Genomic DNA, 17,249 nt, shown 5'->3' on the forward strand with positions numbered 1-17,249 from the left:
CGGGTGCTACCTCTCGGACGGCACGGCGCAGGCCGGCTCGGGCTGCGGCGGAGCGGGCGGCGGGGTGCCGAAACCGGGCAACCCGAGTGTCGTCGGCGCACCGGCCGGGCGGGTACCGGCCTCGGCGGCGTCCCCGGCCCGCGTGCGGCGGTGGGTGCGCACGCCGCCGTCGGCGACGAGGTGGTGCGGCGCGGCGTGGTCGATCTCGACGGTGACGACGTCACCGGGCCGGATCCCGGCGGCCCCGTCCGGCGCGAAGTGCACCAGCCGGCCGTCGCGGGCGCGTCCGGTGAGCCGCCGGGTCGCGCCGTCCTTGCGGCCCTCCCCCGTCGAGACCAGCAGCTCGACCTCGCGGCCGATCTGGGCACGGTTCTCGGACCAGGAGATCTCCTCCTGCAGCGCGACGAGCCGCTCGTAGCGTTCCTGCACGACTTGCTTCGGCAGCTGGTCGGGCAGGTCCGCGGCGGGCGTCCCGGGGCGCTTCGAGTACTGGAAGGTGAAGGCCTGGGAGAACCGGGACTCGGCGACGACGTCGAGGGTGGCCCGGAAGTCCTCCTCGGTCTCCCCGGGGAACCCGACGATGATGTCGGTGGAGATCGCCGCGTGCGGGATCGACGCCCGCACGTCGGAGAGGATCTTCAGGAACCGCTCCGAGCGGTAGGAGCGCCGCATCCGGCGCAGCACGTCGTCGGAGCCGGACTGCAGCGGCATGTGCAGCTGCGGGCACACGTTCGGCGTCTCGGCCATCGCGGCGATGACGTCGGCGGTGAAGTCCCGGGGGTGCGGGCTGGTGAAGCGCACGCGTTCCAGGCCCTCGACGCCGCCGCAGGCCCGCAGCAGCTTCGAGAAAGCGGACTTGTCGGCGGTGTCGTCGCTGAAGTCGGAGCCGTAGGCGTTCACGTTCTGCCCGAGCAGGGTCACCTCGAGCACGCCGTCGGCGGCGAGGGCCTGGACCTCGGCGAGCACGTCGCCGGGGCGCCGGTCGCGCTCCTTGCCGCGCAGCGCCGGCACGATGCAGAACGTGCAGGTGTTGTTGCACCCCACCGAGATCGACACCCAGCCGGCGTAGGCGGACTCGCGGCGGGCGGGCAGCGTCGAGGGGAACACCTCGAGCGCCTCGGCGATCTCGACCTGCGCGGTCTCGTTGTGCCGGGCCCGTTCCAGCAGGGTCGGCAGCGCGTGCACGTTGTGGGTGCCGAACACGACGTCGACCCACGGCGCCCGGCGGGTGATCGTGTCGCGGTCCTTCTGCGCGAGACACCCGCCGACGGCGATCTGCATGTCCGGGTTCGCGTCCTTGCGCGGGCGCAGGTGACCGAGGTTGCCGTAGAGCTTGTTGTCGGCGTTCTCGCGGACCGCGCAGGTGTTGAACACGACGACGTCGGCGGTGTCCGGGTCCTGCGCGCGGGCGTACCCGGCGTCCTCCAGCAGGCCGGCCATCCGCTCCGAGTCGTGCACGTTCATCTGGCACCCGTAGGTGCGCACGGTGTAGCTGCGGGTCACGCCCCCGAGGGTAGGCGCCACCAGCGCCGACCTGCTGTGCGGGGCGGGCCCGCCGGTGCGGACGGCCGGGGGCCGGTCGGGGAGGATGAGCACGTGTCCGGTCCGCGAAGCACGCTGGGGCTGTCCCGGCGCGCACTGCTGCGCGCCGCGCTCGCCGGTGGCGCCGCGCTCGGTGCCACGGCGTGCACGCCGTCGGCCCCGGCGACCCCGCTGGTGATCGCCGGCGGGGTGCGGCCCGGTGTCTACATCTCGCTCGCCGGGACCCTGGCCGACATCTGGCGCGAACGGCTCGGCCTGGACGGGGCGCCGCAGGTGCTGACGACCGCCGGCAGCACCGAGAACATGCAGCTGCTCACCGGCGGGGCCGCCACGGTCGCGATCAGCCAGGTCGACGTCGCCGCCGACGTCGCCACCGGGATCACCGGGCCCGGCGAGCCGATGGCGCTGGCCCGGCTCTACGACGACGTCACGCACGTCGTCGTCCGGCGGGACTCCGACTTCCGCACCCTCGACGACCTGCGCGGCGCCCGGGTCTCGATCGGCCCGGCCGGCAGCGGCTACCAGCCGATCGCGCTGCGCCTGCTGGATGCGGCCGGGATCGGCGCCGACGGGCTCGGCGAGCGTGCCGAGCTGGGCCTGCCCGAGGCGGACGCGGCGTTGCGCGCGGACCGCATCGACGCCTTCTTCTGGTCCGGCGGGGTCCCGACCGGCGGCATCCGGGACCTGGCCGACGAGCTGCCGATCCGGCTGCTGGACCTCGGTGACGTGCTCGACCGGGTGCGCCAGCGGTTCCCGGTCTACTCGGTCGGCACGGTCCCGGCGAACACCTACGGCCTGCCCGGGCCGGTCGCGTGCCTGTCGGTGCGCAACGTCCTGCTGGTGACGGCGGCGATGGACGACGGCACCGCCCGCGCGCTGATCGACGCCGCGTTCCTCGACCAGCCACGGCTGGCACAGGCCAGCCCGGCGGCGGTGACGATCGACTCGCGCTCGGCGATCGGGACCCAGCCGGTGCCGCTGCACCCCGGCGCGTTGCAGTTCTACCGGTCGGCGAAGGACTACTGACCGTTCTCCGACGGGGCCGGCAGGTCGCCCGCCGGAGCCGGTGCCGGGTCGAGCCAGAGGGTGACCCGCAGTCCCCCGCCGGGCGCGTCGTCCAGTGCCAGGGTGCCGCCGGCGCCGGCCGCGGTCCGCGCGGCGATCGCCAGCCCGAGCCCGCTGCCCTCCACGTTGGTCTGACCGGGGGCCCGCCAGAACCGGTCGGTGGCCCGGGCCCGGTCGTGGGCGTCCATCCCCGGGCCGCCGTCGACCACGCTGACCCCGACCCGGTCGGCCAGCCGCAGCGTCGCCACCCGGACCCGGCCGCCGTCCGGGGTGTACTTCAGCGCGTTGTCCAGGACCGCGTCGAGCACCGTCTCCAGCCCGGCCGGGTCGATCCGGGCCCGCAACCCGCGGGGACCGCCGGCCCGCAGCTCGACCCCGGTGTGCTCGGCCAGCGGCCGCCAGTTCTCCACCCGGTCGGCGACGACGTCGTCGAGCTCGGTGGCGCCGGTGCCGTCCGGGCCCGACTCGGCCGCCCGCTCGGCCCGGGCGAGCGCCAGCAGCCCGTCCAGCACCCGGGACAGGCGCTCGGCCTCCTCCATCGCGGCCAGGTGGTCGTCGGTCGCGCCGACATCCAGCCGACCGTCCAGGTTGGACAGCCGCAGGCGCAGCGCGGTCAGCGGGTTGCGCAGCTGGTGCGAGGCGTCGGCGACGAACGCCCGTTGCGCGACCAGCACCTCGCGCACGGTGCCGGTCATCCGGTCGAACGACTCGGAGAGCCGGCGCAGCTCCGGCGGGCCGCTCCGGCGGGTCGCCGGGCCGGCCGGTCCGCCGGCGAGCACCGAGGTGCCGACCCGGTCCATCGCCTCGTCGAGCCGGCGTACCGGGCGCAGGATCCACGCGGTCAGCGGCAGCGCCACCAGCGTCCCGGCCAGCAGCGCGACGACCGCCGCCCCCGCGACCACCGACCAGGTCCGGATCTGGCCGGCCCGCAGCGCGTCGGTGGGTGACACGGTCATCGCGGCGCCGACCACCTCGCCGTCGACCAGCACCGGTTCGGCCAGCACGAGCGCGGTCGAGTCCCACGGCATGAGCAGCGGGTAGGTCTGCGAGCGGCGTCCGGCCAGCGCCACCTCGAGCCGGTCGGTGGCGTCGTCGGACAGTGCGGGGAGCCGGTCGGACGGCCGGGAGGCGACGATCAGCGAGCCGGTCCGGTCGAAGATCAGGACCGAGACGCCGTAGACCTCGTCGTAGCGGACGATCTCGTCCGCGAACACGGTCGTCGCCGCCCGGCCCGACGGCGCCTCGAGCAGCGGGCGCTGCGACGAGGCGGCGAAGGAGATCGTGTCGGTGAGCCGGTCGGTGAACAGCTCCTCCTGGCCGCGCTGGGAGTCGGTCAGCGCGAGCGGCACCCCGAGCCCGACGGCGAGCAGGCCGACGAGCACGAGGACGACCAGCAGCAACCGGCTGCGCACTCCGCGGAGTCCTAGTCCTCGGTCGCGGCGAAGCGGTAGCCGACCCCGCGGACGGTGCGGATCAGCTCGGAGCGGCCGAGCTTGGTGCGCAGCGTCGCGACGTGCACGTCCAGGGTCCGGTTCGCGCCCGCCCAGCCCCGGCCCCACACCTCGGCGACGATCTGGGCCCGGGTGCACACCGCGCCGTCGGCCCGGGCCAGCAGGGCGAGTACCTGGAACTCCTTGCGGGTGAGCACGACCTGCTCGCCGGCGACGGTGACCTCGTGCCGCTCCGGGTCGACCCGCACGTCGCCGACGGTCACCGGCGCCACCCCGGCCGGCACCGGGACGCCGTCCTCACCGACCTTCCGGCGGCGCTGCACCGCGTGCACCCGGGCGACCAGCTCGCCGATGTCGTAGGGCTTGACCAGGTAGTCGTCGGCACCGGTGTGCAGGCCGGCGATCCGGTCGGAGACCTCGCCGCGGGCGGTCACCATCAGGACCGGCACCTGGCTGACCTCGCGGATCTGCCGGCACACGTCGAGCCCGTCGGCGTCGGGCAGCCCCAGGTCGAGCAGGACGACGTCGACGCCGTCGAGGTGGTCGACCACCCCGCGGCCGTGGTCGAGCCGGGTGGTGGTCATCCCGTTGCGGTGCAGCGCCGGGCGCAGCGCGGCCGCGACCCGGTCGTCGTCCTCGATCAGCAGGATGTGCACCAGCTGCCGTCCCTTCCGTTACGTGGACGAGACCCTAAAGGTTCCTCAAGGTGGTGGACTGGCTTGTCCGTTCCGTCCAGGCTCTCGCCATGTCCGGAGGCCCCATGAGCAGCACGTCCTCGACCCGTACCCCGATGGTCCGGATGACCGGGGTGCAGAAGCACTTCGGGGATCTGCACGTGTTGCGTGACATCGAACTCGAGGTCGCGCGCGGTGAGGTCGTCGTCGTGCTCGGCCCGTCCGGGTCCGGCAAGTCGACACTCTGCCGGACGATCAACCGCCTCGAGCCGATCGACACCGGCGAGATCGCGGTCGACGGCACCCCGCTGCCCGCGGAGGGCAAGGCCCTGGCCGGGCTGCGCGCCGACGTCGGCATGGTGTTCCAGTCGTTCAACCTGTTCGCGCACAAGACCATCCTCGAGAACGTCATGCTGGCCCCGCTGAAGGTCCGCGGCCTCGCGAAGTCCGAGTGCCAGACCGAGGCGATGCGGCTGCTGGAGCGGGTCGGCATCGCGAACCAGAAGGACAAGTACCCGGCCCAGCTCTCCGGCGGCCAGCAGCAGCGCGCGGCCATCGCCCGCGCCCTGGCGATGAAGCCGAAGGTGATGCTCTTCGACGAGCCTACCTCCGCGCTGGACCCGGAGATGGTCAACGAGGTGCTGGACACGATGACCTCGCTGGCCAAGGAGGGCATGACGATGGTCGTGGTGACCCACGAGATGGGCTTCGCCCGCCGGGCGGCCCACCGGGTGGTGTTCATGAGCGACGGCGAGATCGTCGAGGACTCGAGCCCGGACGACTTCTTCTCGAATCCGCGCACCGATCGTGCCAAGGACTTCCTCGGCAAGATCCTCTCGCACTAGGTCCGACGACCACTCCCCCGGCGGCTGCTCCCCGGCCGCCGGTGGGGTGACCGACTTCCCCGCCGCGACGTGCGGCACCCCTCTCCCCCACCCGCCTCTGGAGGCGATCATGAAGAGAACCCGAGTCCTGGTGGCGGCCGCGCTGGCCTCCGCCCTGGTGCTGGCCGGCTGCGGTCAGGAGGGCGCGCCGGGCGGCGGCGAGGCCTCCGGCTACGAGCCGGTCGTCGCCGAGAACGTGACCGTCGAGGGTTCGCCGACCTTCCAGGCGATGCAGGACCGTGGCCGCGTGGTCATCGGTGTCCGCGACGACCAGCCGGGCCTGGGCTTCCAGGACGCGACCACCGGCGAGTTCACCGGCTTCGACGTCGACATGGCGCGGATGGTCGCCGGCGGTCTCGGCTTCGGGCCGGACCAGATCGACTACCGCGTCGTGCCGTCCGCGGCGCGCGAGGACGTCATCGAGCGTGGCGAGATCGACTACATGGTCGGCACCTACACGATCAACGACAACCGCAAGGAGCGCGTCGGGTTCGCCGGCCCGTACTACGTCGCCGGCCAGGGCCTGCTGGTCCGCGCGGACGACGAGGAGATCACCGGCCCGGACACCCTGCAGGGCAAGATCGTCTGCTCGGTGACCGGCTCCACCCCGATCCAGCGGGTGCGTGACGAGGGTCTGACCGACCAGATCGTCGAGTTCCAGACCTACTCGCAGTGCGTGGACCAGCTGCTGAACAACCAGGTCGACGCCGTCACCACCGACGACGCGATCCTGCTCGGCTACGCCTCGCAGAACTCCGAGCAGCTCAAGCTCGCCGGCGACACCTTCTCCGAGGAGCCCTACGGCATCGGCGTCCCGCGCGACGACACCGCGTTCCGCAACAAGGTCAACGACCTGCTGCAGGCCGCCGACGACGACGGCACCTGGCAGACGATCTACGACGGCACCCTCGGCGAGTCCGGCACGCCGGGCACCCCGCCGGCGATCGACCGCTACTGAGGCACCCCGTACGGCCCGGCCACGGCGCTCCCACGCGCCGGGCCGGGCCGTCGGCCGAGTGAAGGAAGGAGAACATCCCGGTGAACGTCCTGCTGGACAACCTGGGTGTGTTCGTCGACGGCTTCACGGGCACGCTCTCGCTGTTCGTGGTGGCCGCGATCGGGTCGCTGATCCTGGGCACGGTGATCGCCGGCATGCGGGTCAGCCCGGTCCCGGTGCTGCGCGTCTTCGGCTCCGCGTACGTCACGATCCTGCGGAACACGCCGCTCACCCTGGTGCTGTTCTTCTTCGCCTTCGCCTACCCGCGCCTCGAGCTGGTGGACCTGTCGTTCTTCACCCTCGCCAGCATCGGGCTGACGGTCTACACCGCGGCGTTCGTCTGCGAGGTCGTCCGGTCGGGCATCAACACGGTGCCGGTCGGGCAGGCCGAGGCCTCCCGCGCGCTGGGCTTCACCTTCACCCAGACCCTGGGCCAGGTCGTGCTCCCGCAGGCCATGCGGGCCACCGTCCCGCCGATGACGAACGTCCAGATCGCGCTGCTGAAGAACACCACGATCGCGTCCGGGTTCGCCGTGGTCAACGCCGGCGGCATCTACGCCACGCTGTCCGAGCTCGGCTACAACGTGCTGGTCGGGCTGCTCTGGGTGGCCCTGATCTTCGTGCTGCTGGTGATGCCGCTGACGTACCTGCAGCGCCGGCTCGACGCCCGCTGGAGCCCGTCGCGATGAGCAGCCGCCCCGCCCCGACCCTCGCCTCGTTCCCGGAGGTGGCCCGATGAGCTCGGTCCTCTACGACGTCCCCGGCCCGGCCGCGCGGGCACGCAACCGCACCTTCGGCATCGTCGGCGTCGCGGCACTCGTCGCGCTGCTGGGCTTCATCGTCTGGCGGTTCGCCGAGGCGGGTGCCTTCTCCGCGCGGATGTGGGAGTGGATCACCTACATCAACATCCAGTACCTGCTGCTGGACGCGTTGTGGAACACCGTGCGGGCCTTCCTGGTCGCCGCGGTGCTCTCGCTGCTGTTCGGCGCGGTGTTCGCCGCCGGGCGGCTCTCGGACCACAAGTGGATCAGCGGTCCGTCGACGGTGATCGTGGAGCTGTTCCGCGCCGTCCCGCTGCTGATCCTGATCTTCATCCTGTACTACGGCCTCTCCCAGGGCGCGGGCATCGACATCTCGGCGTTCTGGGCCGTGGTGCTGGGCCTGATGCTCTACAACGGCTCGGTGCTGGCCGAGGTGTTCCGGGCCGGGATCAACGCGGTGCCCCGCGGGCAACGTGAGGCCGCGTACGCGCTGGGCCTGCGCAAGACCGGCGTGATGACCAACGTTCTGCTGCCGCAGGCGGTGCGCTCGATGCTGCCGACGATCCTGTCCCAGCTGGTCGTGGTCCTGAAGGACACCGCGCTCGGGTTCATCATCCTGTACCCGGAGCTGCTCTACCAGGCGCGCTTCCTGGGCAGCCAGAACCAGCTCGGGGCGCCGATCCTGCAGGTCGCGATCGTCATCGCGATCATCTACATCGGACTGTGTCTGATCCTGACCGGGATCTCGAACCTGGTCGAGAAGCGGCTCACCCGTGGGCCGAAGGCGACGAAGCCGGCCGACCCCGCCGACGACCTCAAGGTCGACGTCCCGGTCCGCTGACGCGTCCTCCGCGGCGCCTCCGGAACGCCCCACTCATGGAGCTTCAGTTCGGTCATACCGAACTGAAGCTCCATGAGTCGGTCCTAGAGGTGGCGCAGGAACGCGGTGGGGTCGTTCAGGAAACCCCGGGTGAGGACGACGGGCCCGGCGTCGTCGTAGCCGGTCCGGCGGATGCCGCCGTCGTCGGTGATCTCGTAGATGGTGGCGCCGGGCAGCGCCAGCAGGATCGGCGAGTGGGTGGCGACGACGAACTGGCTCCCGCGCGCGGTCAGGTCGGCCATCCGCTGCAGCACGGCCAGCGCGCCGGTCACCGACATCGCCGCCTCCGGCTCGTCGAGCAGGTAGAGCCCGCGCGGGCCGAAGCGGTGGTTGAGCAGGGCGAGGAACGACTCGCCGTGTGAGCGTTCGTGGCCGGAGCCGCCGTACGCCCCGAGCAGTGGCTGGATCCTGTCCAGCCGCTCCACCTCGGAGGCCACGTTGTAGTACGACTCGGCGCGCAGGAAGAAGCTGTTCCGCTCCCGCCCCGGGCGCCGGGTGACCCGCAGGTGCGCCCCGAGGTCGGACTCGCTGGCCCTGGTCGCGAAGTTGAAGGACTTCGAGCCGCCCTCCGGGTTCAGGCCCAGCGCGACGGCGAGGCCCTCGACCAGCGTCGACTTGCCGGAGCCGTTCTCGCCGACCAGGAACGTCACGCCGGGGCGGAGCGTCAGGCCGCCGTGCTCGCGCAGCCACCGGACCGCCGGGAGCTCGAACGGGTAGCCCTCGACCGGAGCGTCCGGCACCAGGCCCACCCGGGCGACGAAATGACCGGCGGCGCTGGAGGAGGGCACCCGCCCACGCTAGGTGATCAGCCGCCGGCACGGCCGGCGTCCACCCTGCGTGCCCGTCGTGGGCTTGCCACATAAACGAACGATCATTTATAAACAAGCCATGCGCGAGACACCCACCGAGATCGACGACCTCCAGCAGCTCCTCGACCGCTCCCTGGGCCGGTCGGGCGCCCACCTCCGGAACATCGTCACCCCCGGGGAGCGGACGCTCACCGCGGAGCAGCTCGTGCGGGTCGCCACCGGCATGTGCACGCTCGCGCTGTCCACCACGACCAGGGCCGGTGAACCCCGGATCAGCGGCGTGGACGGCCACTTCCTGCACGGGCACTGGGTCGTCGGCACCGATCCCGGCGCGGTCAAGGCACGCCACCTCGCCGCCCGCCCGGCGGTGAGCGTCGCGCACCTGCGCGGCGACGACCTCGGCCTGTTCACCCACGGCCACGCCGTGCCGCTGAACCCGGCCGGCAGCCCCGAGGACCCGCGCTGGCCGGAGACCCGCGAGCACCTGGAGGGGCACTACGGAGCGGACGGCTTCGTCTGGACCGAGGTCATCTACTACCGGATCGAGCCGACCTGGATGGTCGCCTACAGCCCGGACCCGGCGAAGCTCGTCCCCTGAGTCAGAGGTTCTCGATCTCCACCGGCGCGATGCCCTCGTCGGCCGGGAGCTCGAAGCCGAACACCCGGCCGTAGAAGGCCAGCTCGGCATCCAGCGCCCGGCGGATGTTCTCCGCCTTCCGGAAGCCGTGCTGCTCCCCTTCGAACAGCAGGTAGGCGACCGGGACCCCGCGCGAGCGCAGCGCGTCGACGATCATCTCGGACTGGTTCGGCGGGACGATCGCGTCCTCGTCGCCCTGCAGCACGATCAGCGGGGTGGAGAACGTCCCGACGTGGGTGATCGGGGACCGCTCGACGTAGACGTCGCGCTCGGCCGGGTACGGGCCGACCAGCCCGTCGAGGTAGCGGGACTCGAACTTGTGCGTGTCGCGGGCCAGCGCCTCCAGGTCGGCGACGCCGAAGTGGTCGGCCCCCGCGGAGAACGGCGTGTCCTCCCGGGCCAGCGCGGCGAGGGTGGTGAACCCGCCGGCCGAGCCGCCGCGGATCGCGAGGCGGGCCGGGTCGACCCGGCCGGTGTCGGCCAGCGTGCGGGCCGCGGCCAGGCAGTCGGCGACGTCGACGATCCCCCACGCACCCTTCAGCTGGTCGCGGTAGGCGCGCCCGTAGCCGGTGGAGCCGCCGTAGTCGACGTCGACGACGCCGAACCCGCGGCTGGTCCAGTACTGCACGCCGACGCTGAGCACCGGCGTCGCGGACCCGGTCGGGCCGCCGTGGATGACCACCAGCAGCGGCGGGAGCTCGCCGGCGGGCGGGTCGTAGACACCCGTCGGCGGGTAGTAGAGCGCGTAGCCCGTGCGCGGGCTGCCCGCGGCGTCGGAGGAGAGGAACTGGATGGGCTCGGGCACCGCGATCGTCTCCGGGTGCAGGCCCAGGTCGCGCGGGGCGCGCAGGGTCTGCACCCCGGCCGCCCCCGGCTCCCCCGCGGTCGCCGGGGCGGGGACCACGCGGTGCACCCCGGGCTCGGCGGTGGGGCTGCCGGCGACGCAGACGACGGCGTGCGGCCCGTCGGCCCGCACCGAGCCGATCGTCGTGAACGGGGTGTCCAGCTTGGTGATCGACCCGTTCAGCTCCCGGACGGCCAGCGCGTCGAACCCGTGCGACGACCGCGCGAACACCACCCGGCCGTCGTCGAGGAGGGCGTAGCGGGAACCGCCGAGCGCCCAGCCGGGGACGCCGATCTCGGCGTCGAGCAGGACCAGCCCCTCGATGTCCGCACCGGGCATCCAGCGGTAGAGGTTCCACCAGCCGGTGCGGTCGGAGACGAAGGTGAGCGAGCCGTCGGGGTGCCACTGCGGCTCGGTGACCGACTCCCCCGGACCACCGGCGACATGGGTGTCCACACCGGACTCCAGGTCGCGGACGGTCAGCTCGACGTCGTCCCACGGCATCGACGGGTGGTTCCAGGACAGCCAGGCCAGGGTGGTCCCGTCCGGGGAGATCCGCGGCGCGGCGACGAAGTCCGGGCCGGTGACCAGCACCTCCGGCGTGGACGGCGCGCGCGCGTCCAGCCGGACGATCTCGTTGACGACGTCGGCGGCGGGGGTGTGCTCGCTCGCGTGGTGCTCGCGGACGGCGACCAGCCAGCTCCCGTCCGGGGCGACGTCGCCGTCGGCGTAGCGGTCGCCGCGCGGCGCCTCCGGTTCCGGGGTGAGCGCGACCGGATCCGCCCCCGACTCGAGGCGGTACAGCCGCTGGTCGGCCCACTCGACGTACCAGACGACGCCGGGGCTTCCCGGGTGCAGCCACCAGGCGCCGCCGCCGTACTCGTGCACCGCGGTCCGGGCGTTCGCGCCCTCGGGCAGCAGATCGGCACGGGTGCCGCCGGAGTCCGCGCGGCGGACCAGCTGGATCCGCCCGCCCTCGGCGGCGCGGCCCTCGGCCCAGATCACCCCGGTGCCCTCGGTACCGGGTGCCCCGTCCGGCCGGACGTCGCCGAGCCGCACCGCGGCCGTCACCACCAGCTCGGACGTGACCGGTGTCGGCCACGATCCGTACCCCGAGATCGTCACGGTTCCCCACGCTAGTCACCGGATGGGGCGGCGCGCGCGGCCCGTCCCGGCCGGGCGCACGCGCACCGTGGTCCGCGACCGCGGGGCCCGGCAGGTCAGCCCGTGACGCCGGCCCGGCGCAGGACCTCGCGGGCGTACGCCACCACCGGCGCGTCGATCATCTGCCCGCGCAGCCGGAACACCCCGGGCCGGGCGGCCGCCTCGTCGACGACCTCACGGGCCCAGGCGACCGCGCGGTCGTCCGGGCGGAACGCGTGGCGCACCGTCTCGGCCTGGGACGGATGGATGCACGCCTTCGCGACGTACCCGTCCGCCGCCGCGTCCGCGCTGTCTGCGGCGAGGGTGTCGAGGTCGTCGATGTCGACGAGCACGGTGTCGACCGGGGCCCGGCCGGCCGCGCGCGCGGCGTAGAGGATCCGGGTCCGTGCCTCCTGCAGGGCGGGCCGGTAGCCGCCGCCGGGCAGCCGGACCGGCCGGGCGCCGAGGTCGGCGAGCAGGTCCTCGCTGCCCCACATCAGGCCGGCGCAGTTCTCCGCGGTCGCGATCGAGGGCGCGGCCAGGACGCCACGAGCGGTCTCGCAGAGCGCGATCACCGGGCGGGGCGCCAGTGCGGCGACGTCCTCGGGGGCGGCGACCATCGGCAGCAGGACCGTGACCTCGGGGAACGGGGCGAGCGCCCGGACGTCCGCGTCGTGCCACGGGGTGCCGGGTGCGTTCACCCGCACCAGGACCCGCGCGAGGTCCAGGCCGGGGAGCGCGGCGACGACGGCGTCGCGCGCGGCGTCCTTCGCGTCCGGGCCGACCGCGTCCTCCAGGTCGAGGATCACCGAGTCGGCGGCGGCGAGCGCCTTGCCGAAGCGGTCCGGCCGGTCGCCCGGACAGAACAGCAGCGCCGGACCGTGCAGAACGGCTCCCCCGGTGTCGCGACCTCGCACACGTGCCTCCCCGTCGTCGTCGATCATGAAGCCGGTTGATTTTATCAAACTTGTGATACAAGTTTGCGCCTGATCGTCTCCCGGCTCCGGCCGGGTGGCGCGGCCCACGCGAGGAGTCGACGATGACGCACGAGGCACCGGCACGACACGGCACGACCGCACGGATCGAGGAACCCGACGACCGGTACCGGATCCTGGGGCTGCCGCTGCCCTGGTTCGCCGTGCTGCTGGTGATCGTGCTCGCGGCGACCGTCACCGGCGCCGCCGAGCCGGGCATGCTCGTCGGGTTCACCACCCTCGTCCTGATCGGCGGCCTCCTGCACTGGTGCGGCGAGCGCGTCCCCGTCCTGCGGGACTTCGGCCTGCCCACCCTGCTCTGCATCCTGCTGCCGCCGATCCTGCTGGTGGTCGGACTCGTCCCGGCCGGCATCGCCGAGATCACCACCACGTTCACCGTCGACAGCGGGTTCCTCGACTTCTACGTCGGCTCGCTGATCGCCGGCAGCATCCTGGGGATGCCCCGGGCCCTGCTGGTGAAGGCCGGCGTCCGGTACGCGTTCCCGCTCGTCGGCACGATCGTCATCGTGTTCACCCTGGTCGCGCTGCTCGGCGCCGCGCTGGGGTTCGGGCTCCGTGAGGCGCTGTTCTTCGTCGCCGCACCGGTGATCGGCGGGGGGCTCGGGGCCGGCGCGGTGCCGATGTCGGAGATGTACGCGGCGTCGATGGGCGGCACGGCGGGCGACTACATGACCCTGCTGGTGCCCGCGGTCGTCGTCGCCAACACGTTCGCGATCGTCCTGGCCGGGGTCCTCGGCGGACTCACCCGCGGCGGGCGCCAGCTGTTCCGCGGGTTCAACGGCAACGGCAACCTGGTCCGTGCCGGTGCCGCCGACATGACCCGGCTGCAGGTCCCGCCCCGTCCGACCGAGGCCGGGTTCCGCATCCTGGCCGTGGGCCTGGTCGTCGCCGGGACGCTGTTCGTCGCCGGCCAGCTGATCAACTCCTTCGTCCCTGCCGTGCACGGCTACGCCTGGACGATCCTGCTCGCGGCGCTGCTGAAGATCTTCGACGTGCTCCCCGAGCAGGTGACCGACGCGGTCGCCGGGTGGTACGGGTTCGTCGCCGCCTGCCTCACCCCGGCGCTGCTGGTCGGGGTCGGCGTGGCGCACGTCGACCTGGCTCAGCTCGGCACCCTGCTGACCGATCCGGTCTACCTCGGCCTCACCCTGATGACGGTGCTCGTCGCCGCGCTGGCCGCCGGTGCCATCGGCTGGCTGGCCCGGCTGCACTTCGCCGAGACGACGGTCTCGGTGGGGCTGGGCATGTCCGACATGGGTGGCACCGGGGACGTCGCCGTCGTCAGCGCGGCGAACCGGCTGGAGCTCATGCCGTTCCTGCAGATCTCCAGCCGGCTCGGTGGAGCACTGGTGCTCCTCGTGCTGTCGTTCCTGCTCCCGATCCTCTGATCCTGCTCCGTCACCGAGAGGCCCCGATGTCCGACACCTCCGCACCCACCGGCCCGCTCACCGGCGTCCGGGTGGTGGACGCCGCCACCATCTACGCCGCACCGGTGCTCGCCACCCTGCTCGCCGACTTCGGCGCCGACGTGCTCAAGGTCGAGCACCCGCGCGGCGACGGGCTGCGCAAGTGGGAGTGGAACCGCGACGGCGAGTCGCTGTGGTGGGCGTTCGCGAACCGCAACAAGGACGCGGTGTCGCTGTCGCTGTCCGACCCGCGCGGCGCCGACCTGGTCCGCCGGCTGCTCGCCGACGCGCACGTGTTCGTCGAGAACTTCCGCCCCGGCACCCTGGAGAAGTGGGGCCTGTCCCCCGAGGAACTGTGGGAGATCAACCCCGCGCTCGTCGTCGTGCGGGTGTCCGGGTTCGGGCAGACCGGCCCGTACCGGGACCGCCCCGGGTTCGGGACGCTCGCCGAGGCGTTCTCCGGGTTCGCCGACACCAACGGCACCCCGGACGGCGGACCGCTGCTCCCGCAGTGGCCGCTCGCCGACGGCGTCACCGCCCTGGCGGGCGCGTTCGCGACGACGGCGGCGCTGCGGCACGCCGAGCGGACCGGCGAGGGGCAGGTCGTCGACCTGTCGATCTACGAGCCGCTGTTCTGGGTCCTCGGGGCCCAGACCACCGCCTACGACCAGCTCGGCCTGGTCCCCGAGCGGCAGGGCAACCGGACGGCGTTCACCGTCCCGCGCGGCTGCTACCGCACCCGCGACGACCGCTGGGTGGTGCTGTCCGGCGCGACGACGGTGACCGGGCAGCGGATCATGCGGGTGGTCGGGCGCGACGACATCGCCGACGCCGACTGGTTCGACGACATCTCGGCCAAGCTGGCGCACCGCGAGGAGATCGACGCCGCCATCGCGGACTGGATCTCCGAGCGCGACCACGACGACGTGCTGGCCACGTTCGGTGCGGCGGGCGCGACGGTCGGGCCGGTCCACTCGATCGCCGACATCGTCGCCGACCCGCACGTGATCGAGCGGGGCAGCGTCACCACCGTCGAGCACCCGACTCTGGGGCCGGTGAAGATGCAGGGCCCGGTGGCCCGGCTGTCCCGCACGCCCGCCGGGGTGCACCGGCCCGGGCCCGCCCCGAACGCCGACGCCGCCCGGGTGCTGCGCGAGCAGCTCGGGCTCGACGAGGAGACGATCGCGGCGCTGGCCGCCGACGGCGTGCTCGTCGCGCCCGCGGAGTCGCCGGAGATCACCGCGGAGCCGGTCGACCCGCCGCGCTGAGCATCCCGGGCTGTAGCGTCGCCACCGATCACACGGCGAGTCACGAGGCGAGGGGGACCACGGTGGGCGGGAGGTCCGGCGCCGCGCACGTGACGAAGGCCGAGGAGGCGTTCACCGCGATCCGCCGGCAGATCGAGCGGGGCACGCTGCCGGGCGGGGCGAAGCTGACGCTGCAGAGCCTGTCCGACGAGCTGCAGATGAGCCTCACCCCGATCCGCGAGGCCCTGCGGATGCTGCAGGCGCACGGCCTGGTCGAGTACAAGGCGCACCACGGCCACGTCGTGACCCGGTACTCGCTGAACCGCGCCGAGGAGGTGTACCTGCTCCGCGAGACCCTGGAACCGATGGCGACCCGGCTCGCCGCCCAGCGGGCCCGGCCCGAGGAGCTCGACGAGATCCGGGGACTGCACGAGGAGTTCCGGCGCGTCTCGCACGACCCGGACGGCGCGCACGGCGACGTCGTGGACCTCAACGCCCGCTGGCACCGCGCGGTCTACGCCGCGGCGCACTCGGTGTACCTCGACGACTTCATCGACCGGCTCTGGACCGGGGTGCCCTACCAGGCGATCTGGTTCGTGCACCGCCGGCGCCGCTCGGTCTCCGACCACGGGGCCGTGCTGGCGGCGATCGCCGGGCACGACCCGGACACCGCGGGGCGGGTCATGCTCGACCACATCCGGCGGGGGCGGGCGGACACCGTCGAGCACCTGACGGCGATCGGCGCGCCCGCCGAGTGAGCCCGGTTCACCGGGCGCCGGCCTCGCGCAGCAGCCGCACCGCCGTGGGCAGGGCGCCCGGTCGCAGCACCGGGACGATCCCGATGACGCCCCGCATGCCGGTCCACCAGCGGACCTGCCCGTCGGTGCGCAGCACCCCGACCGCGGGCGTGCCGCACTCCGCGACGGTGGCGGGCAGGTTCGGGTAGATCTCGGCGAGCCGCGGTTCCCGGCAGGAACGCGACCGCACCCGGACCCGTACGCAGCCCGGCAGGTCCCGGGCGATCCGCGAGCAGGGGGCGCAGGCGGCGTCGTGCACCACCACGAGCTCCCGGATCCGCGTGCGCGCCACGGGGCTCAGCCTGACACGAACGCCGATGCGCTCAGCGCGGTCCGGTCCGTTCAGCGCGGCACCGCCGCGGTGTCCAGCAGCGCGCCGGCCATCCGGGCGGGGTGCGACAGCATCGGGTGGTGCCCGCCCGGGATCGCCTCCGGGACGACACCGCGCAACCGGCTCGCCAGCATCGGCCGGACGAACGACGGCGCGAACAGCCGGTCGTCGCGGCACATCAGGAACCGGGTCGGGACGTCCGGCCACCGCTGCCCCGGCCACGGCTGGGAGAACGCCGTCGCCGACTGCTCGCGCTCGTGGCGCAGCGCCTCGTTCGCGATCGACTCGGGTACGTCGTGGTAGAAGAGCGCGACGACGTCGTCGGGGTCCCGGCCGTCCCGGGCGTCCTGCGCGGCCAGCGCGTCGGCGTGTCCGGTCGCGGTGAACCAGTCCCCGCCGGACTCGCCCGGCACCGGGACCATCGCCGTCACCAGGACCAGGGCCCGGACCGCCATCCGGTCGCACACCAGCGGCGCGGTGAACCCGCCGAACGAGTGCGCGACGACGACCAGGCCGCCGTCCCCGTCGCCGTCCTGCCGGTCGCCGGCGCCGGCATCGGACTTCACCGCCTCGACGACGGCGTCGGCGTAGTCCTCGAGGCCCGCGCCGTCGTCGTCGCAGGGCAGGTCGACCGGCACCGCACGGTGCCCGCGGCCGGTCAGCTCCCACGCCAGCGGTCCCCAGTACCAGCTGTCGGTCCCGGCTCCGGGGACCAGCGCGAACGTCGCCATACGGGATGGACCGCCCACGCCGCGTGAACTCATCGGTGGTTCGGACGATGGTGTC

17 protein-coding genes are annotated in these 17,249 nt (G+C 73.4%); 9 read left to right on the forward strand and 8 right to left on the reverse strand.

Going from position 1 to position 17,249, the window contains the following annotated elements:
* Positions 1 to 6 precede the first annotated feature (6 nt).
* On the reverse strand, positions 7 to 1,503 hold the full coding sequence (gene miaB, locus WIS52_RS26255) for a tRNA (N6-isopentenyl adenosine(37)-C2)-methylthiotransferase MiaB (protein ID WP_349301056.1): 1,497 nt from the start codon (positions 1,501 to 1,503) through the stop codon (positions 7 to 9).
* Between the two features lie 93 nt (positions 1,504 to 1,596).
* Between miaB and WIS52_RS26260 the strand changes: the two genes are divergently transcribed.
* Positions 1,597 to 2,568: a TAXI family TRAP transporter solute-binding subunit gene (locus WIS52_RS26260; protein ID WP_349301057.1), complete on the forward strand. Its 972-nt coding sequence runs from the start codon at positions 1,597 to 1,599 to the stop codon at positions 2,566 to 2,568.
* Here the strand turns inward: WIS52_RS26260 and WIS52_RS26265 are convergent.
* Both WIS52_RS26265 and WIS52_RS26270 read right to left on the reverse strand, forming a co-directional pair.
* Positions 2,562 to 4,019 (reverse strand): sensor histidine kinase, encoded by a 1,458-nt coding sequence (locus tag WIS52_RS26265; RefSeq protein ID WP_349301058.1) that lies wholly within the window; start codon positions 4,017 to 4,019, stop codon positions 2,562 to 2,564. The two genes, WIS52_RS26260 and WIS52_RS26265, sit on opposite strands and share 7 nt — an antisense overlap.
* Before the next feature lie 11 nt (positions 4,020 to 4,030).
* Positions 4,031 to 4,714 carry a response regulator transcription factor gene (locus WIS52_RS26270; RefSeq protein WP_349301059.1) on the reverse strand — a complete coding sequence of 228 codons (684 nt, stop codon included), beginning with the start codon at positions 4,712 to 4,714 and terminating at the stop codon, positions 4,031 to 4,033.
* A 134-nt stretch (positions 4,715 to 4,848) separates the two neighbouring features.
* Here WIS52_RS26270 and WIS52_RS26275 point away from each other — a divergent pair, with 134 nt between their 5' ends.
* The 4 genes from WIS52_RS26275 to WIS52_RS26290 all read left to right on the forward strand — a co-directional run bounded on the left by WIS52_RS26275 (position 4,849) and on the right by WIS52_RS26290 (position 8,215).
* Positions 4,849 to 5,577, forward strand: a complete 729-nt coding sequence (locus WIS52_RS26275) for an amino acid ABC transporter ATP-binding protein (protein ID WP_349301123.1) — start codon at positions 4,849 to 4,851, stop codon at positions 5,575 to 5,577.
* A gap of 109 nt (positions 5,578 to 5,686) precedes the next feature.
* Entirely contained in the window at positions 5,687 to 6,574 is an 888-nt protein-coding gene (locus WIS52_RS26280) for a glutamate ABC transporter substrate-binding protein (RefSeq protein WP_349301060.1), read from the forward strand.
* Positions 6,575 to 6,654: 80 nt separating this feature from the next.
* On the forward strand, positions 6,655 to 7,302 hold the full coding sequence (locus WIS52_RS26285) for an amino acid ABC transporter permease (protein ID WP_349301061.1): 648 nt from the start codon (positions 6,655 to 6,657) through the stop codon (positions 7,300 to 7,302).
* A gap of 46 nt (positions 7,303 to 7,348) precedes the next feature.
* Positions 7,349 to 8,215: an amino acid ABC transporter permease gene (locus WIS52_RS26290; RefSeq protein WP_349301062.1), complete on the forward strand. Its 867-nt coding sequence runs from the start codon at positions 7,349 to 7,351 to the stop codon at positions 8,213 to 8,215.
* An 83-nt stretch (positions 8,216 to 8,298) separates the two neighbouring features.
* On the opposite strand, the gene WIS52_RS26295 is transcribed toward WIS52_RS26290, so the two are convergent.
* Positions 8,299 to 9,042 (reverse strand): AAA family ATPase, encoded by a 744-nt coding sequence (locus WIS52_RS26295; protein ID WP_349301063.1) that lies wholly within the window; start codon positions 9,040 to 9,042, stop codon positions 8,299 to 8,301.
* 100 nt (positions 9,043 to 9,142) lie between these two features.
* Here WIS52_RS26295 and WIS52_RS26300 point away from each other — a divergent pair, with 100 nt between their 5' ends.
* Positions 9,143 to 9,661 (forward strand): pyridoxamine 5'-phosphate oxidase family protein, encoded by a 519-nt coding sequence (locus WIS52_RS26300; RefSeq protein WP_349301064.1) that lies wholly within the window; start codon positions 9,143 to 9,145, stop codon positions 9,659 to 9,661.
* Between the two features lies 1 nt (position 9,662).
* On the opposite strand, the gene WIS52_RS26305 is transcribed toward WIS52_RS26300, so the two are convergent.
* Positions 9,663 to 11,669: a S9 family peptidase gene (locus WIS52_RS26305; protein WP_349301065.1), complete on the reverse strand. Its 2,007-nt coding sequence runs from the start codon at positions 11,667 to 11,669 to the stop codon at positions 9,663 to 9,665.
* 95 nt (positions 11,670 to 11,764) lie between these two features.
* Positions 11,765 to 12,604 carry an HpcH/HpaI aldolase/citrate lyase family protein gene (locus tag WIS52_RS26310; protein ID WP_349301066.1) on the reverse strand — a complete coding sequence of 280 codons (840 nt, stop codon included), beginning with the start codon at positions 12,602 to 12,604 and terminating at the stop codon, positions 11,765 to 11,767.
* 122 nt (positions 12,605 to 12,726) lie between these two features.
* On the opposite strand from WIS52_RS26310, the gene WIS52_RS26315 reads away from it, so the two are divergent.
* From WIS52_RS26315 to WIS52_RS26325, 3 genes are all read left to right on the forward strand, one after another.
* Complete coding sequence (locus WIS52_RS26315; protein WP_349301067.1) at positions 12,727 to 14,070, forward strand: 2-hydroxycarboxylate transporter family protein; 1,344 nt, start codon at positions 12,727 to 12,729, stop codon at positions 14,068 to 14,070.
* A 26-nt stretch (positions 14,071 to 14,096) separates the two neighbouring features.
* Positions 14,097 to 15,356, forward strand: coding sequence for a CaiB/BaiF CoA transferase family protein (locus tag WIS52_RS26320; RefSeq protein WP_349301068.1), 1,260 nt, complete (start codon positions 14,097 to 14,099; stop codon positions 15,354 to 15,356).
* A gap of 62 nt (positions 15,357 to 15,418) precedes the next feature.
* Positions 15,419 to 16,093, forward strand: a complete 675-nt coding sequence (locus WIS52_RS26325; protein ID WP_349301069.1) for a GntR family transcriptional regulator — start codon at positions 15,419 to 15,421, stop codon at positions 16,091 to 16,093.
* A 7-nt stretch (positions 16,094 to 16,100) separates the two neighbouring features.
* Here the strand turns inward: WIS52_RS26325 and WIS52_RS26330 are convergent, their stop codons facing one another.
* Both WIS52_RS26330 and WIS52_RS26335 read right to left on the reverse strand, forming a co-directional pair.
* Complete coding sequence (locus WIS52_RS26330) at positions 16,101 to 16,424, reverse strand: hypothetical protein (RefSeq protein WP_349301070.1); 324 nt, start codon at positions 16,422 to 16,424, stop codon at positions 16,101 to 16,103.
* Positions 16,425 to 16,474: 50 nt separating this feature from the next.
* Positions 16,475 to 17,194, reverse strand: coding sequence for an alpha/beta fold hydrolase (locus WIS52_RS26335; protein WP_349301071.1), 720 nt, complete (start codon positions 17,192 to 17,194; stop codon positions 16,475 to 16,477).
* Positions 17,195 to 17,249: the final 55 nt, after the last annotated feature.

Origin of the sequence: Pseudonocardia nematodicida, from assembly GCF_040105385.1 — a bacterium.
In the GTDB taxonomy this organism is placed as follows: Bacteria; Actinomycetota; Actinomycetes; order Mycobacteriales; family Pseudonocardiaceae; genus Pseudonocardia; species Pseudonocardia nematodicida.

Coding starts and splice junctions, on each gene's coding strand:
- WIS52_RS26275 (WP_349301123.1), top strand. CDS start 4,849: ATGGTCCGGATGACCGGGGTGCAGAAGCACTTCGGGGATCTGCACGTG.
- WIS52_RS26280 (WP_349301060.1), top strand. CDS start 5,687: ATGAAGAGAACCCGAGTCCTGGTGGCGGCCGCGCTGGCCTCCGCCCTG.
- WIS52_RS26290 (WP_349301062.1), top strand. CDS start 7,349: ATGAGCTCGGTCCTCTACGACGTCCCCGGCCCGGCCGCGCGGGCACGC.
- WIS52_RS26300 (WP_349301064.1), top strand. CDS start 9,143: ATGCGCGAGACACCCACCGAGATCGACGACCTCCAGCAGCTCCTCGAC.
- WIS52_RS26315 (WP_349301067.1), top strand. CDS start 12,727: ATGACGCACGAGGCACCGGCACGACACGGCACGACCGCACGGATCGAG.
- WIS52_RS26320 (WP_349301068.1), top strand. CDS start 14,097: ATGTCCGACACCTCCGCACCCACCGGCCCGCTCACCGGCGTCCGGGTG.
- WIS52_RS26335 (WP_349301071.1), bottom strand. CDS start 17,194: ATGGCGACGTTCGCGCTGGTCCCCGGAGCCGGGACCGACAGCTGGTAC.